The 12560-nt window shown below is 74.6% G+C and carries 13 protein-coding genes; 3 read left to right on the forward strand and 10 right to left on the reverse strand.

What is annotated here, in order from left to right:
* Positions 1-2: 2 nt before the first annotated feature.
* Genes AB0E77_RS16830 through AB0E77_RS16845 form a run of 4 tightly spaced genes read right to left on the reverse strand, consistent with a single transcriptional unit; the run spans position 3 to position 4102 of the window.
* Entirely contained in the window at positions 3-818 is an 816-nt protein-coding gene (locus AB0E77_RS16830) for an alpha/beta fold hydrolase (protein ID WP_361570729.1), read from the reverse strand.
* Complete coding sequence (locus AB0E77_RS16835; protein ID WP_361570732.1) at positions 815-1615, reverse strand: aspartate dehydrogenase domain-containing protein; 801 nt, start codon at positions 1613-1615, stop codon at positions 815-817. The genes AB0E77_RS16830 and AB0E77_RS16835 overlap by 4 nt, the downstream gene beginning before the upstream one ends.
* On the reverse strand, positions 1612-2595 hold the full coding sequence (locus tag AB0E77_RS16840; RefSeq protein WP_361570735.1) for a VOC family protein: 984 nt from the start codon (positions 2593-2595) through the stop codon (positions 1612-1614). The genes AB0E77_RS16835 and AB0E77_RS16840 overlap by 4 nt, the downstream gene beginning before the upstream one ends.
* A 19-nt stretch (positions 2596-2614) precedes the next feature.
* Positions 2615-4102, reverse strand: a complete 1488-nt coding sequence (locus AB0E77_RS16845) for an aldehyde dehydrogenase family protein (protein WP_361570739.1) — start codon at positions 4100-4102, stop codon at positions 2615-2617.
* 285 nt (positions 4103-4387) lie between these two features.
* On the opposite strand from AB0E77_RS16845, the gene AB0E77_RS16850 reads away from it, so the two are divergent.
* Complete coding sequence (locus AB0E77_RS16850; protein ID WP_361570742.1) at positions 4388-5776, forward strand: MFS transporter; 1389 nt, start codon at positions 4388-4390, stop codon at positions 5774-5776.
* 49 nt (positions 5777-5825) lie between these two features.
* On the opposite strand, the gene AB0E77_RS16855 is transcribed toward AB0E77_RS16850, so the two are convergent.
* Both AB0E77_RS16855 and AB0E77_RS16860 read right to left on the reverse strand, forming a co-directional pair.
* Positions 5826-6770 carry an XRE family transcriptional regulator gene (locus tag AB0E77_RS16855; protein WP_361570745.1) on the reverse strand — a complete coding sequence of 315 codons (945 nt, stop codon included), beginning with the start codon at positions 6768-6770 and terminating at the stop codon, positions 5826-5828.
* 288 nt (positions 6771-7058) lie between these two features.
* Positions 7059-7244, reverse strand: coding sequence for a hypothetical protein (locus AB0E77_RS16860; protein ID WP_361570747.1), 186 nt, complete (start codon positions 7242-7244; stop codon positions 7059-7061).
* 115 nt (positions 7245-7359) lie between these two features.
* Here AB0E77_RS16860 and AB0E77_RS16865 point away from each other — a divergent pair, with 115 nt between their 5' ends.
* Together AB0E77_RS16865 and AB0E77_RS16870 are read left to right on the forward strand one after the other, a co-directional pair.
* On the forward strand, positions 7360-8142 hold the full coding sequence (locus AB0E77_RS16865) for a hypothetical protein (RefSeq protein WP_361570750.1): 783 nt from the start codon (positions 7360-7362) through the stop codon (positions 8140-8142).
* 203 nt (positions 8143-8345) lie between these two features.
* Positions 8346-9020 carry a hypothetical protein gene (locus tag AB0E77_RS16870; protein ID WP_361570752.1) on the forward strand — a complete coding sequence of 225 codons (675 nt, stop codon included), beginning with the start codon at positions 8346-8348 and terminating at the stop codon, positions 9018-9020.
* 49 nt (positions 9021-9069) lie between these two features.
* Here AB0E77_RS16870 and AB0E77_RS16875 read toward each other — a convergent pair whose 3' ends face one another.
* The 4 genes from AB0E77_RS16875 to nadE form a co-directional block, all read right to left on the reverse strand.
* On the reverse strand, positions 9070-10149 hold the full coding sequence (locus tag AB0E77_RS16875; protein WP_361570754.1) for a HAMP domain-containing sensor histidine kinase: 1080 nt from the start codon (positions 10147-10149) through the stop codon (positions 9070-9072).
* Positions 10142-10843, reverse strand: a complete 702-nt coding sequence (locus AB0E77_RS16880) for a response regulator transcription factor (RefSeq protein WP_361570757.1) — start codon at positions 10841-10843, stop codon at positions 10142-10144. Before AB0E77_RS16880 ends, AB0E77_RS16875 begins: the two co-directional genes overlap by 8 nt.
* Positions 10844-10923: 80 nt before the next feature.
* Positions 10924-11625 (reverse strand): VanZ family protein, encoded by a 702-nt coding sequence (locus AB0E77_RS16885; RefSeq protein WP_361570760.1) that lies wholly within the window; start codon positions 11623-11625, stop codon positions 10924-10926.
* 74 nt (positions 11626-11699) lie between these two features.
* Positions 11700-12530: an ammonia-dependent NAD(+) synthetase gene (gene nadE / locus AB0E77_RS16890; RefSeq protein ID WP_361570763.1), complete on the reverse strand. Its 831-nt coding sequence runs from the start codon at positions 12528-12530 to the stop codon at positions 11700-11702.
* Positions 12531-12560: the final 30 nt, after the last annotated feature.

Below are 12560 nucleotides of genomic sequence, written 5' to 3' on the forward strand. Positions count from 1 at the left end.
GGTCAGTCCTCCGTGAGGTGGGTGGTGCGCTGGTTGGTGACGATGTGCAGGTGGGACAGGACCCAGGCGTTGAAGCTCTCGGGCTGTTCCTGGTGGGCCAGGTGACCGGCGTCCTTGACGATCACGTAGGCCGTCTTGTGCAGGCCCCCGGCCAGTGCCTGGGCGGCGTCCGGTCCGGTGACCCGGTCCTGGTCGCCGCAGAGCACGAGGGCCGGGGCGGTGACGTGCGCCAGGTCGGCGCGCAGGTCGGCGCAGGCCATCGACTCGGCGGCGTGGGCGTACCCGGGGAGCCGCACGGCGGCCGCCATGATGTCGACGACACGGCGGACGAGGCCGGCGGGCGCGCCGGGGGAGACCAGGCGGGGCCCGCGCCGTTCGGCGAAGCCGCGCGCGCCCAGCCGCTCCAGCTCGGGCACGCGGGCCCGCATGGCGGCCGCCTTCTCGGGGTCCGTGCCGGAGCCGGCGCTGGAGTCCGCGACGATCAGGGAGGCGACGAGCTCCGGATGGCGCACGGCGAGCCGCAGGGCGACGACCCCGCCCCAGGACACACCGAGCACATGGGCCGGGCCGCCGCGCCGGCGGACGACCTCGGCGGCGGCGTCGGCGAAGCCGTCCAGGTCCAGCGGCCCGTCCGGGTCGGGTGAGCGGCCGTAGCCTGGGGCGTCCCAGGCGACGATGCGGAACTCGTCGGACAGCGCGGCCAGTTGGGGTGCGAAGGAGGCGGACGACGAGCCGATGCCGTGCAGGCACAGCAGGAGCGGTCCGCCGGTGCCCGCCTCCTCGACGTGGACCTCGGCCGGGGCGGTCGGGGCGGTCACAGGATCTGCCCCGGCCGTCCGGCGATCGCGCCGAGGGAGCGCAGAACCGCGTACGGGACGACCGCGCTGGTCGCGGGGGTGTCGGGGTCGGGGGTGTGGGACGCCTCGAAGCGGTAGGCGCCGTGCGGGCCGGAGGCCTCGACGACGTGCCGGGTGCGGACCGCCGCCGGGTCGGCGACGACCCGGACCCGGACGGCGTCCAGGTCGCCGACGGCGAGGGCGACGGAGGCCGCCACGTTCGTCGACCGGGGGAACTTCACCGGCACCTCGCGCGCGGTGCCCCGCATCACCTCGACCGGCCCGGTGGCGGTGCGCAGTCGGTCCAGCAACTCGCCGTCCATCCAGGGCTGTTCGAGGGTGCCCGGGAGTTTCGTGGTCGTCAGGGTCACCTCGTCCAGGGGTCCCAGCGCCCGTACGGCCTGGAGCAGGTCGAGGCCGCCGACCGCGCCGCCGGTGAAGTACAGCCGGCCGGGGCCCGCGCCGAGGAGGCGTTTGGCGAGATCCTCGTCGGTGAGGGCGCCGGTGGAGGCGACCAGCAGGTCCGTGCCGGCGGTGAGCACCCGCTCGCCCCACTCGCGGACGACGCCCTGTCCCGCGGCCTCGACGATCAGGTCGCAGTCGGCGATCGCCTCCTCGAAGGACACCTGCTCGACCGGCGCGGCCTCGCCCAGAGGGCGGTTGTCGACCACGCGGTGCAGCACCGCTCCGGGCACCTCGCCCGCGGCGAGGGCGGCGCCGACGACCCGGCCGATCGCACCCCAGCCCACCAGGCCGGCCTTCAACACCCTGCCGCTCATGCGGAGGCTCCTTCCGTGACGGAGGGGACGGAGGGGACGGGGGATTCGGCGTCGACCGGCGGCAGGACGGGGCTGCCGTCCGGGGTCCCGGCCATGTGGGCGCGGATGAGCTTCGAGGGCGGGCCCGCGGTGCCCCACAGGTCGGACAGCTCGGGCACGCGCCGCCACACCTTGCAGATCCAGCGGTCCTCGACGACCTGCGCGACCTCGGACGTGTACTCGCAGACCAGGCCGGCCGGGTCGGTGAAGTAGGAGAAGGTGTTGTTGCCCGGGCCGTGCCGCCCGGGGCCCCACTGGGGCACGACACCGTGGTGGCGCAGCCGTCCGATGCCCCGCATGAAGTGGTCGACGGAGCGCATCTCGTAGGCGACGTGGTTGAGGGAGACCCAGGGCGCCCGGTTGAACGCGACGCAGTGGTGGTCGCTGTTGCAGCGCAGGAACGCCATCTGGTGCTCGGACCAGTCGGAGACGCGCAGGCCGAGGACCTCCCGGTAGAAGGCGACGGAGGCGTCGATGTCGGTGGTGTTGAGCACGACGTGGGTCACGCCGACGGGCACGGCGTCGTCCTGTCCGCGGGGCGGGACGGCCCAGGTGTCGGCGGACAGTTCGATCAGCCGGCCCTCGTGGTCGTGGAAGCGCAGTCCGTATCCGCCGCCGGCCTGGTCGAGCGGGCCGGGACCCGCCACCGGGCGGATGCCGCGGCTTTCCAGGCGCCGCGCGGCCTCGTCGATCTCCGCCGGGGTGGCCACGGCGAACGCCAGCCGGCCGAGGCCGGTCCGCTCCGAGCGGGTCAGCTGGAGGGCGTGGTGTTCGGGGCCGGTGCCGCGCAGCCAGCTCGTGCTGTGCCCGGACTCGACGACCTCGAGACCCCACGCCTCCTCGTAGAAGTCGGTGGCGGTGGCGAAGTCGCGGGTGAGCAGCTCGACGGAGCGCAGGGCGCGCAGCCGGGCGATGGGAGGTGCGTGCGGGTCAGGGGACATGTGATCTTCTCCGGAAGTGTCAGCCGGCCCAGGGCAGGGGAGCGGTGGCGGTTCCCCAGTACAGGGACTTCTGGCGCTGGTAGGCGCGGATTCCGTCGCGGCCCTTCTCACGGCCGAGGCCGCTCGCCTTCATGCCGCCGAAGGGGGTGGCGATGCTGAACTGCTTGTACGTGTTGATCCAGACGGTGCCCGCGTCGACGCGGCGGGCGATCCGCCACGCGGCCCGGTGGTCGCGGGTCCAGATGCCGCAGGCGAGGCCGTAGACGGAGTCGTTGGACTGGCGGACCAGGTCCTCCTCGTCGTCGAAGGGCAGCGCGACCAGGACCGGACCGAAGATCTCCTCCTGGCAGACGCGCGCGTCGCCCGGCAGCCCGTCGAGCACGGTCGGCAGGTAGTAGGCGCCGTCCGCGTATCCGGGTCCGCCCGGCGCACCGCCGCCGCACAGCACGCGGGCGCCCTCCTCGCGGGCGAGGTCCACATAGCCGGCGACGTGGTCGCGGTGCGCGTGGTGGACGAGCGGGGCGACCTGGGTGTCCGGGCCGGTGCCGGGGCCGACGCGCAGTTTCCGCACGCGGGCGACGAGTTCGCCGACGAAGTCGTCGTACAGGCTCCGCGCCACGAACAGCCGCGAACCGGCGATGCAGGACTGGCCGCTGGAGGAGAACACGCCGAACATCACGCCGGCCAGGGCCTGTTCGACGTCCGCGTCGGCCAGTACGACGGTCGGTGACTTGCCGCCGAGCTCCAGGGAGACGGGCATCAGCTTGTCGGCGGCGGCCCGGGCCAGGGCGCGGCCGGTGGTGGTGCCGCCGGTGAAGGCGACCTTGCCGACGTGCGGGTCCCGCACGATCGCGTCGCCGACCACCCGGCCGGGGCCGGGCAGCACCGACAGCAGGGCCGGCGGCAGGCCGCTCTCCTCCAGCGCCGCCGAGACGAGCCGCCCCAGGGCCAGTGACACCAGGGGGGTCCACTCGGCCGGCTTCAGCAGCACCGCGTTGCCCGCGGCCAGCGCCGGGGCGAGTTTCTGCGCGTCGCTGGCGACCGGGGAGTTCCAGGGGTTGATCGCGCCGACCACCCCGATCGGCTCGTGCACGCTCATGGTCACGTACGCGCCGCGGGACGGGGTGAGGGCGTCCTCGGCGGTCTCCAGGGCGGCGGCGGTGTACCGGAAGGTGGCGGCGGCGCTCGCCACCAGCGCACGGGTCTCGGTCAGCGCCTTGCCGGTGTCGGCGGTCTGGAGGGCGGCCAGGTGCTCGGCGTCCTGCTCGATCAGCGCGGCGATCCGGTGCAGCAGGCGGGCCCGCTCATGCGGCAGCAGATCGCGCCAGCGGGGGGCGGCGGCGGCCCGCGCCCCGGCCCGCGCCGCCTCGGCTACCTCCTCGGCCGTCACGGCGTGCACCGTGGCGAGGGCCCGGCCCGTGGCCGGGTCGAGGGTCACCGTCGCGGCGCCCGAGCCGCGCCGCCACCGGCCCGCAACAAGCGCTTCGTCCGGGGGAGTTCGGGCCATACGGGGCCTCCTGCACGAGGTTCAGGGGAGCTGGCTGAGCAATACTTGGGTAAGCGCTAGAAATCTAAGGGCTTAAATATCTGGGACGCAAGAGGTGCCTCCGAACAGATCGCCCGTTAATTCGCTGCTTCAGGCCTTGACGTGGTCCGGCTCGCCAGCGATACAACTTAAGCGCTTAGAAGCTTGGCGCTTACCTGCCGTTCCCTCGGCCGCTGCCCCGCTCTTCTTCGCCGCTGCTCCCGCGCTTGCCGTCCCCCGCCCCTGCGACCAGCGGAGTCCCTTCGCATGACGACCGAAGCAGTACCCGACAGCACGCTCCGAGCCTCCATAGCCGCCCGCTTCGAGCGGCTCCCCCTGTCCCGCTGGCACGTCACCGTGCGCCTCGTGGTGGGCGCCGTCACCTTCTTCGAGGCGTTCGACCAGCTCCTGATCGCCTACGCCCTGCCCGAGCTGCGCGCCGAGTGGCGCCTGTCCACCTCCGCCACCACGCTGCTGCTCACGGTCGGCTCGATCGGCATGCTCGTCGGCGCCCTGCTCTCCGGGCGCATCGCCGACCGCATCGGCCGCGTCCGGGTGATCGCCCTGTGCGTGGCCCTGTCCAGCGTCGCCAACCTGGCGCTCGCCTTCGCCCCCTCTCCCGAGGCGTTCATGGCGCTGCGCTTCGTTCAGGGCCTGGCGATCGGCGGGGAGGTGCCGGTGGCCGCCACCTTCATCGCCGAGATCACCCGCAGCCACAAACGGGGCCGCTTCGTCCTGCTCTACGAGCTGGTCTTCCCGGCCGGTCTGACCGTCGGCGCCCTGGTGGCGGCCTGGCTGGTGCCGGTGCTCGGCTGGCGGTGGATGTACGGACTCGCCGCGCTGCCCGGGGTCCTCGCCTACGTCGTGCACCGCATGGTGCCCGAATCGCCGCGCTGGCTCGCCGACCGCGGCCGGGCCGGGGAGGCCGCCGCCGTCATGACCCGGATCGAGACGGCCGTCGAACGGGCGACACACGCGCCCCTGCCCCCCGTCGCCCCGCCCGTGCCCGTCACAGGCGGCCCCGTCGGGGCGGAGTCCGCCGGCGGACTGCGCGGCCTGTTCGGCGGCCGCTACCGGCGCCGCACCCTGGTCGTCGGCATCCTGTGGTTCACCGGGTACTTCGTCAACTACGGCATCATGTCCTGGCTGCCGACCATCTACCAGAACCGCTACGACCTCGGGCTGTCCGACGCCCTGCTGTACTCCACGGTCACGTCCTGCGCGGGACTGCTGGGCTGTCTGCTCGCGGCCCTCACCGTCGACCGGGCCGGCCGCCGCTGGGTGATCACCGGCTGCCTGGGCGGCTCGGGCGCGGTCCTGCTCGTCCTCGCCTGTCTCGGAGCCGGCACCGCGGCGCAGGTCCTGGTCTGGACGTCGGTGGCCGCCGTGTTCTTCTTCGGCTCCAACATCTGCCTCTACCTCTACACGCCGGAACTCTTCCCGACCCGCATGCGCGCCCTGGGCAGCAGCGTGGGCGGGGCGCTCAACCGCCTCGGCGTCATCCTCGGCCCGATCGTCGTCGGCGCGGTCTACGCCGGCGGAAGCATCGGCACGGTCTTCCTCACCCTGGCCGCCGTGTCCCTGACGGGCGCGGTCGTCGCGGGGGCCTGCGCGGAGGAGACGGCCGGGCGGCGGCTGGAGGACGTGTCGCCGTGACGCGGCGGGCCGGTGCCGTCGCCGGACCGGGCGACGGCACCGGCGGCGGTCAGTCCGCCCGCACCAGGAAGCGCTGATCGGCCTCGCCGGTGCAGCGCTCCTCGACCGCCTCCGCGCCCTCGACGGTGAGGTCGTCGGCGATGCCGATGCACCGGCTGCCCGTGGCCGGAAGGATCCGGACGCCCTCGCCCCCTCCGCCGGCCTCCAGGCGGAAGAGGGTCGCGTGGACGCAGTCGTTCCGGGGCTCGAGCATCCCCTTCACCGGACCGGGCCCCATCACCGTCAGGCAGCCCTTCCCCTCCTCCGGGTGGTGCCACTGGATGCGGTAGAGGCCCTCACCGACCGGTTCGAGATACGTGCGCGGCACGGTGCTCCGCGCGCAGGGGAGCTGGACGGCGACGGCGCTGCCGTAGGCGCCCGCGCGGTCCCGCCCGTCCGTCAGGCAGAGGTCGGGCGTGCGGACGGGGCGGACGGTGACCCAGCCGTCGGTGGCGGTCCCCGAGGCGTCGGACCCGTCGGCGCCGTGGGGGAGCAGTCCCCAGGCGGCCACGGCGAGCAGCGGGAGCGTGAGCGCCGTGACGAGTGCGACGGTACGTCCCCTGCTGCGGCGTGGCCGCTCGGCAGGGGGTTCCGCGGACTGAGGCTTGTCGGTGTCGGTGTCGGTGTCGGTCCCGGTGTCCGGCGCGGTGCCGGGTGTGGCGGAACCTGTGCCGGCGCCCGCGGCGATCCGCTCCCTCGCGTCCAGCCACGCGCCGACCCGCCGTTCGTCCCCGCAGGCGCGGACGAACGCGGCCAGCAGCTCGGGCCGGGGCAGGCTCGTCCGTCTCAGGAGGTCGGCCAGCGTGCTGCGCGCCAGGACGTCGCCGTTGCGGGCGGCCTGCTCCTCCAGCTCCCGATAGGTCCGCCCGGATAGCGCCTTGAGCCGGCGCATCGACTCGACGAAGCCCGCGGCGTCCTTCGCTTCGTACGGCGACAGCTCCCCCAGGTTCCCCATGAAGGTCATCCTGCTGCGACGACGGCAGGAGGGGCAATGCTCTGTTCGGCCACGCAGCCTGTCCGGGACAGGCTGCGGGCACTTCCCTGACCAGCCCGGACAGCCCTGCGCTGTCCGGGACGTCCGCCCGGCATTGCCCCGGCCCGCGGGCGGGCGGCAGTCTCTGTGGCACGGGAGGCCCGTGGGAGCGGGCCGTACCGGCCACCGGCCACGTGAAAAGGGGGGACGGGGGCGCTGGTGGGGCGGGACACGTCCGCCCCACCAGCGGGCGCATGTCCGGGGTCCGCCTCAGGCGATCAGGCAGGTGTAGCCGCCGCTGCGACCGATACCGATACGGCCGGTCCGGGGCAGCAGGAGCGGGTCCGGCTGTCCTACGGCGGCCATGGAGCACGCGGGGTCGCCCACCACTCCCTCAGCGGCCATCCGCTCGGCGGCGGCCACCGCGGCCGGGGACGTGTACCACGTCGTGGTCACCGCCCCGCCGTCGCCCGGCGTCGGCGCAGGCGACGCGGCGGGCCGGTGTCCCGGCGTGCGGGGAACCGACGTTCCGGACGGTCTCGGTTCCGGCCGCGATGGTGCCGTACTCCGGGTGGGCGGCGGTGCGGAGGGACCGGTCGTCTTCCTGGACGCGGCGGGACCGGGTGTCTTCATGGACGCGGAGGGTGCGGGTGTCTTGCGGGAGGCGGCGGGAGCGGGTGTCTTCCTCGGGGCGGACGGGCCGGGTGTCCTCTGTGTCCGGGCGGACGGTCCGGGTGTCTCGACCGTCCGGGAGGGCGGCGGAGCGGGCGGACTGGCAGGCGTCTTCGGTGTCCGCCCGGCTGTCGGGGCCGCGGTGCCGGTACGGGGGTGCGCCGGGGTCGTCTCCGGACGCGAGGCGGGCCGGGTCCGCGCCGCCGGTGCGGAGCGGTCGGCCGTCGTGCGGGGCGTCCGCGCGGTCGTCGGGGTACCGGCGCCTGCCCGGGACCGCGACGGCGTAGCCTCCCGCCGCGGGGCCGTCCCGGGCCGTGAGGGCGCCGCCGAGGCAGGGGGCACCGCCCCGGGGGTCCGCCCGTCCGACGGGGCGGCGGCGGTGCCTCGGGGCCGGGACGTCCGGTCGCCCGGCGACGCGGGTGGCCTGGGGCCGGCCGGCTCGGTCCGGTCAGGGCCGCTGGTACGGGACGGCTTCGGCCGCGCGGTGCTCGAGATCTCGGTCGTCGGGGTCAGTGACGGCAGCGGCGCCAAGGTCGGCAGGGAGAGGTCGGCCGATGCCGACGGTTGCGGACTCGGCGTACCGTCGTCCCGCGCCGTCCACGCCCACACGCCGACGCCGCCGAGGACGAGCACGGCGGCACCGCCGGCGATCCACGGGGCCCGTCGGCGGGGGCGTCGGTGACGGTTCATAGTCCTCACCGTCTCCCGCCCGCCGGTCCGGCGCTCGCTGGGGCGCCCGGGTGTTGCGCCTTGCGGGCCGCATCCGGCCGTACTCGCGGATGGAGGGAGACCTGTCCGAAAGTCACCCCCGGCGGGGATGCTCCCCGCCGCCACGGGTATGCCTCGTCCACGCGCAGGTGCGGAGGGTTGGGGGGAGCTGGCCCGGTGACATGGAGCCGCCCGGGAACCGGCGGACAGGAGTCGAGGCGGGCCCGGCGGCGGCAGGCGGTACGCCTGTTGCGTGCCCGGGGCGAGTACGGACCCGAGCTGCGGGAGGTGCTGCCCGCGCTGACCGGAACGGTGCTCACTGCGTGCGGCGCGTTGACCGGCCTCGTCGTGGCCTGCCGCTGGATCGGCCCGGCGGTCCCGGCGGCCGTGCTCGCCCTCGTGGCGGTCGTCGTGCCGGTGGCCGTCGGGCGCCGCCGGCCCCTGTCCCGGCGCCGCCGCGGCTACTACACGCCGCAGGAGATCGCGGAGCTGGACGCCGACGGTCTCGCGCTGGCCGTGTGCCGCATGCTCCGCCGGGACGGCTGGGCCGTGCGGCGGGCGGCCGACGACGGCGTACGGCCGCGCGTGCAGGCCCGCCACCACCGCGGACACCGGCTGGAGGTGGCGTTCCGCCCCGTCGCCGAACCGCTCCCCGACGAGGACCCGCCGCTCGCCCCTGCGCGCCGCGGCGGCCGCCCGCGACGGCTCCGCCTGGTCGTGCACCGCGGCAGGTTCACCCGCCGCGACGTCCGGTGGGCGCGGGCGAGCGGGGACATCCGTCTGATGGACGGCGCCCTGCTGCGACGGTGGGCGCACGGGACCCCCTTGTACCGGCTGATCGACCTCCGCTGACCCCGGACGTGCACCCGGGCACCGCTCGTCGTCCGGGCCCGCGGGCCGCCTACACCGTGCCGGGAAGCCGCACCGTGACGAGGAGACCGCCGGCGGGGCGAGGGACGAGGTCGAGGGTGCCGCCGTGGGCGCGGACGATGCTGTGCACGATGGCGAGCCCGAGGCCGGCGCCGGCGTGCTCGTCGGTGCGCACGCGGTCCGATCCGCGCCGGAAGGGCTCGACGAGCGTCGGCACCAGCTCGGGCGGCAGCGGCGGACCCGTGTTCTCGACCCGCAGCACGCACAAGTCCCCCCGCGTCGCGGTGCCGACCGTCACGGTGCCGCCGGCGGGGAGGTTGTGGACGACGGCGTTCTGGACGAGGTTGGTCACCAGCCGCAGCAGGAGTTCCGCCGAGCCGCTGGTCCGTGCCGTGCCGCCGGTGACGTCGAGCGTGATCCCGCGCCGCTCGGCGAGGGGCAGCAGGGTCTCCGCCGCCTCCTCCGCGACGAGGGACAGATCGACGCTCTCGCGGGTGACGTTCCCGCGGTCGCTGCGGCTGAGCAGCAGGAGGGCCTCGGTGAGGTCGATCGCCCGCGCATTGACGACGTACAGGCGTTCGACGAGTTCGTCCCGGTCGCGCGTGGGGTCCTTGCGGGCGACGTCGAGCAGCGTCCGCGAGACGGCCAGCGGGGTGCGCAGTTCGTGCGAGGCGTTCGCCGCGAACCGCTGCTGCTCGGCGACATGCGACTCGAGTTGCCCGAGCATCGAGTCGAAGGAGTCGGCGAGTTCACGGAACTCGTCCTGGCGGCCCCGCATGCGGATCCGGTGGGACAACGACCCGTGCCCGGCCAGCCGGGTCGCGGCCGTGATCCGGGTGAGCGGTGCGAGCATCCGGCCGGCGAGGAACCACCCGCCGACCAGGCCGAACAGCAGCAGGAAGGCCATCGCCACGGCCGCGGCGGGGGCGAAAGTGCGCACGAGGAGGAAGCGGTTGGGCGAGACCCCGAGCAGGCCCTGCGAGTTGTCGGGCACGTAGCGCAGCAGGAACCACCACACCACGGCCAGCAGCAGCGCCCCGGCGACGGCGAGGAACCCGGCGTAGCTGAGGGCGAGTTTCAGCCGGACACTGAGCCCCGGGAGTCTAGGCACGGGCGCTGCCCGGACGGGAGGTGCCGGGGCTCGGGCCGTCGGCGATGCGGTAGCCGACGCCCGGCACCGTGGCGATGATCCCGGGCTCGCCGAGCCGTTTGCGCAGGGCGGAGACCGTGATGCGGACGGCGTTGGTGAAGGGGTCGGCGTTCTCGTCCCAGGCCCGCTCCAGCAGCTCTTCGGCGCTGACCACACCGCCCTCGGCGGCGACGAGGACCTCGAGCACGGCGAACTGCTTGCGGGTGAGCGCGACATGGCGGCCGTCGCGGAAGACCTCCCGGCGGAAGGGATCGACGCGCAGGCCCGCGATCTCGCGGACCGGGGGCCGGGCGTACGCGCGCCTGCGGTCGAGCGCCCGCAGCCGCAGGACCAGCTCCCGCAGGTCGAACGGCTTGGTGAGGTAGTCGTCGGCGCCGAGCTCGAACCCGGACGCCTTGTCGTCGATCCGGTCCGCGGCGGTGAGCATGAGGATCGGGATGCCGCTGCCGGAGGCCACGATGCGCCGGGCGACCTCGTCGCCGGAGGGGCCGGGGATGTCGCGGTCGAGGACCGCCAGGTCGTAGGAGTTGACGCCGAGCAGCTCCAGGGCGGCGTGCCCGTCGCCGGCGATGTCGGCGGCGATCGCCTCCAGCCGGAGACCGTCACGGACGGCCTCCGCCAGGTAGGGCTCGTCCTCCACGATCAGTACGCGCATGTCATGCAGCCTAGACACCGCGCATATCGCCGGCGTATGAGAAGGCGCGGCAGAAGACGCGGACGTACCGGGGCCGTCGCTCAGGCGGCCGTCGCCGCCGGGCGGGACCGGCCCGACGGTGCGGGGGCCGCGGTGCGCCACCAGCGACGCGACGCCAGCGCGGCCAGCGCGGCCCCGGAGGCGTTGACCAGCACGTCGTCCACGGAGGACACCCGGTCCAGTCGCAGGGCGTACTGCGCGGTCTCGACCAGGACCGAGCAGCCGGCCCCGAGCGCCAGGACCCGCGGCACGGACGCCAGGGCGGCCCATCGCATGGGGGCGAAGAACCCGAGCGACGCGAAGACCAGCAGGTTGCCGACGATGCCGAGGGTCCCCATGGTGACCAGGTCCCGCAGCGGTACGAGGCTCACCCGCGCGGGGGCGACGCCCGCCCCGCCGCCCGGCATCATGGTCAGCCACAGGAACGGCACCGTCCCGTGGACCATGCCCACCTCGGCCGACGAGATCCGCCACGCCGACGCGACGCCCGCGGCACGCCGGACGCGCGCCAGGGCCCACGCCACCAGCGCGGCGAGGGGGAGCGTGACCAGCGTCACGAGCACCACGCCGTTGAACGTGTCGAGGCAGCCGTGCCACCGCCCGGCCATGCAACTGGGGGCGGACATCATGAGCGGCCGGCGCATGACGAACAGGGCGCCGGCCAGGGCGGCGGCCGCCGCGACGGGGAGCACGAACCCGGTCGTGCGGCGGGGCGGTGCTGTCAGGGATGTGTGGTGGTCCATGACCCCCATGGGAGCCGGACAGCCGTTGCGCGGGCGTATGCGCTTCTCGATACGCCCGCGATACGGCGGGCCCGTCAGGGCGCGACGGGCAGCTGACGCTTGTGCTCGGTGAGGCGGTAGCGCGCGACGATCTTCTCGAAGGCCGCCTCGTCCACCGGCTTGCCTTCGAGGAAGTCGTCGATGTCGTCGTAGGTGACCCCGAGGGCGACCTCGTCGGCCTTGCCCGGGTCCAGGGTCTCCAGGTCGGCCGTCGGCGTCTTCCACACCAGCTCGGCGGGCGCGCCCAGCGCGTCGGCGACGGCGCGCACCCGGCGCTTGGTCAGACCGGTCAGCGGGACCAGGTCGGCGGCGCCGTCGCCGAACTTGGTGAAGAACCCGGAGACGGCCTCGGCGGCGTGGTCGGTGCCGACGACCAGGCCGTCGTGCGCCCCCGCCACCGCGTACTGGGCGATCATGCGCTGGCGGGCCTTGATGTTTCCGAGGACGAAGTCCTGGTGGTGGGCGTCGCGGAAGGCGACGTCCGCGGCCACCGCGGCCGCCAGCGCGGCGTCGCTGGCCGGCTTGATGTCGACGGTCAGCACGTGGTCGGCCTGGATGAAGGAGAGCGCGAGCTGGGCGTCGTGCTCGTCGGCCTGGGTCCCGTAGGGCAGCCGCATCGCGTAGAAACGCGCCTCGTGACCGGCCGCGCGGGCCCGCTCGACGGCGAGCTGGCACAGCCGGCCGGCGGTGGTGGAGTCGACCCCGCCGCTGATGCCGAGCACCAGCGACCGAAGACCGGTCGAGGTCAGCCGCTCGGCGAGGAAGGCCACCCGGCGTTCGATCTCCCGTTCGGCGTCGAAGTTCTCCGCCACCTGGAGTTCCCGGGCGATTTCCTGCTGCTGGGCGATGGACGCCGGCTCGCTCACGTCTGCTCCTGACCTGATTCGCGGTGTGCT

Source organism: Streptomyces sp. NPDC032940, from assembly GCF_040636935.1.
Lineage (GTDB): Bacteria > Actinomycetota > Actinomycetes > Streptomycetales > Streptomycetaceae > Streptomyces.

Coding starts and splice junctions, on each gene's coding strand:
- AB0E77_RS16835 (WP_361570732.1), bottom strand. CDS start 1,615: ATGAGCGGCAGGGTGTTGAAGGCCGGCCTGGTGGGCTGGGGTGCGATC.
- AB0E77_RS16840 (WP_361570735.1), bottom strand. CDS start 2,595: ATGTCCCCTGACCCGCACGCACCTCCCATCGCCCGGCTGCGCGCCCTG.
- AB0E77_RS16845 (WP_361570739.1), bottom strand. CDS start 4,102: ATGGCCCGAACTCCCCCGGACGAAGCGCTTGTTGCGGGCCGGTGGCGG.
- AB0E77_RS16850 (WP_361570742.1), top strand. CDS start 4,388: ATGACGACCGAAGCAGTACCCGACAGCACGCTCCGAGCCTCCATAGCC.
- AB0E77_RS16855 (WP_361570745.1), bottom strand. CDS start 6,770: ATGGGGAACCTGGGGGAGCTGTCGCCGTACGAAGCGAAGGACGCCGCG.
- AB0E77_RS16880 (WP_361570757.1), bottom strand. CDS start 10,843: ATGCGCGTACTGATCGTGGAGGACGAGCCCTACCTGGCGGAGGCCGTC.
- AB0E77_RS16885 (WP_361570760.1), bottom strand. CDS start 11,625: ATGGACCACCACACATCCCTGACAGCACCGCCCCGCCGCACGACCGGG.